Annotated in this window: 1 protein-coding gene; it reads right to left on the bottom strand. The window is 65.4% G+C overall.

All coding sequences use genetic code 11. The annotated features are described in order from the left end of the window. Positions 1-130: 130 nt before the first annotated feature. Positions 131-1561: a group II intron reverse transcriptase/maturase gene (ltrA, locus tag AOM45_RS48785; protein WP_030474307.1), complete on the bottom strand. Its 1431-nt coding sequence runs from the start codon at positions 1559-1561 to the stop codon at positions 131-133. Positions 1562-2169: the final 608 nt, after the last annotated feature.

Raw genomic sequence — 2169 nt, 5'->3', positions numbered from 1 at the left:
GGTGAGGTCGACTCGGAGCGCCCTGTCAGCATTGCTGCTGGTGGGTTTCTCCGAGCCGCCTCCCGAACCCGGCGTGCCCATTACTGAGCACCGGGCTCTCCATGATTCCCGTGTGGACGATCGGGTCGCCTCATCCGATGGCCGCCCAGGGCGTAGGAATACGGGCTCCTCGATACCGGTAGCGAGTAGTGGACACCCGGCCCGGTTCGAACAGCCGTCCCCGCGCTGTGATCGGCCACCATCCGCCGCCGCAATAACGTCGGCGGAGCTGCTTCCACGTGATCCGGCGGTGTTTGCGTCGGATCCATCCAATGACCTGCCGCCAGGTGAGATGACTCAGCCAGTGGAAGGTCGAACTCGACACCCCCGGCTGGAAGTAGGCGCACCAACCCCGCAGAGCCGGGTTGAGCCGACTCAGCAAGACCGGAAGCGGCCGGTTGATGTCCTGTCGACACAACTTCTTCACCTTGCCCATGATCGCCTTGAGCGATTGCCGGGACGGATAGGTGTAGATGTAGCGCCGATCGCTGCCCTTCTGCCGATGACGCTGGATACGCCACCCCAGAAAATCGAAGCCCTCGTCGATATGGGTGATCATCGTCTTGGACGCCGACAGGCATAACCCCATCGGCGCCAGCACCTCCGCCACCACCTCACGCAACTGTTCAGCGTGCTCACGGCTGCCCGACACCAGCACCAGGAAATCGTCCGCGTACCGCACCAAGCGGTAGTTGGCCTGGCCCCGGCGTCGGCGTATGGTGCGCTGCCATCCCGGCGTGGCCGGGCCGCCCGCGGCCTGGGCGACGTAGTCGTCCAGAACCGACAAAGCGATGTTGGCCAGCAACGGAGACAGAATGCCTCCTTGCGGAGTACCGGCACAGGTGTCACGCACCGCGCCGTCCTGGCTCAGGATCCCAGCCTTGAGAAACGCCTTCACCAAAGCCAGAACCCGCTTGTCGCCAACACGAACCCGCACCCGGTCCATCAAGGCCGCGTGATCGATCGTGTCGAAACACGCCTCGATATCGCCCTCGACCACCCACTCATACGAGCGCGAAGCCAAGTACCGGGTCTCCGCGACCGCGTCCTGCACCCGACGATTCGGCCGGAACCCATACGAGCACGGCTGAAAACCCGCCTCGAAGATGGGCTCCAGCACCAGCTTCAACGACGCCTGCACCACCCGGTCCGCCACGGTCGGGATGCCCAACCGGCGCAACCTGCCACCGGGCTTGGGAATCATCCGCTCCCGCACCGCAACCGGACGGAAACCGCCGCCCTTCACCTGCGACCGCAGCGCGTCGAGGAACACCTCGACTCCCTGACCGTCACGGATGCAGGCGACGGTCACTCCGTCCGCACCAGCGGTGCGTGCGCCTTTGTTGCCGCGCACCCTTTCCCACGCCACCAGCACGAACGCGGGATCGACCACGAGATTGAACAGATCATCGAACCGGCGACCAGGTTCCTCGGCCGCCCAACGGTGCAACTTGGCCTGGATCTCCAGTACCCGGCGCTCCGCCCTCAACAGGGTCAGCTCGTCCGGTTCACGGGTATTCACCCGCGCCCTCCCGGCATTCCAGCATCCTCCGATTGCAGAATCACTGGTCCCCTTCGCCATGTGCACGCCTCTCGCGTGCTCGGACTACTACGGAACCTCCGCCCCATCCGGTGACCCTCAGCCGGCAACGAGCCTGCCCCAGCCTCCAGGCTGGATACCTGAAGCCGGGGCGGCCACGGATGGTTCCCACGTTCACTCGATGTTCGATCAGCCCGGCAGGCACCCAGCTCTACCCCGGCAGCATCGCCACGCCTACGCCGCAGACCTTCAGCGAGGCCTCCACGCCGACCATGAGAAACGGCCATGGAGTCGGCTGTTTCACGAAACAACAGCCGCGCACTGCACCCCGGCCCATATCCGCCAGATTGGAGCCGGTTCCACTCTTACGGGGCGTCAACCACTGGTTCGCTCACGCTGCACCCTCGGGCCTCGCTAGCCGGACCCGCACCATCTGGCAGTGCTGGCACGTCCCGGCGTTGTCAGAGCTGCTTCCCGCCCTCCCCGGCGTTCCCCAGGTCAGACTGCTCCCAGCTTCACCCAGCCGCTGCGACGACCAGACGGCAAGGGCCTCTCACCCTCACTCGAACATCAAGCGCCTCGTGGCGCAC

The organism is Lentzea aerocolonigenes (assembly GCF_000974445.1).
Lineage (GTDB): Bacteria > Actinomycetota > Actinomycetes > Mycobacteriales > Pseudonocardiaceae > Lentzea > Lentzea aerocolonigenes.
This window is presented reverse-complemented; position numbering and strand designations above follow the sequence as displayed.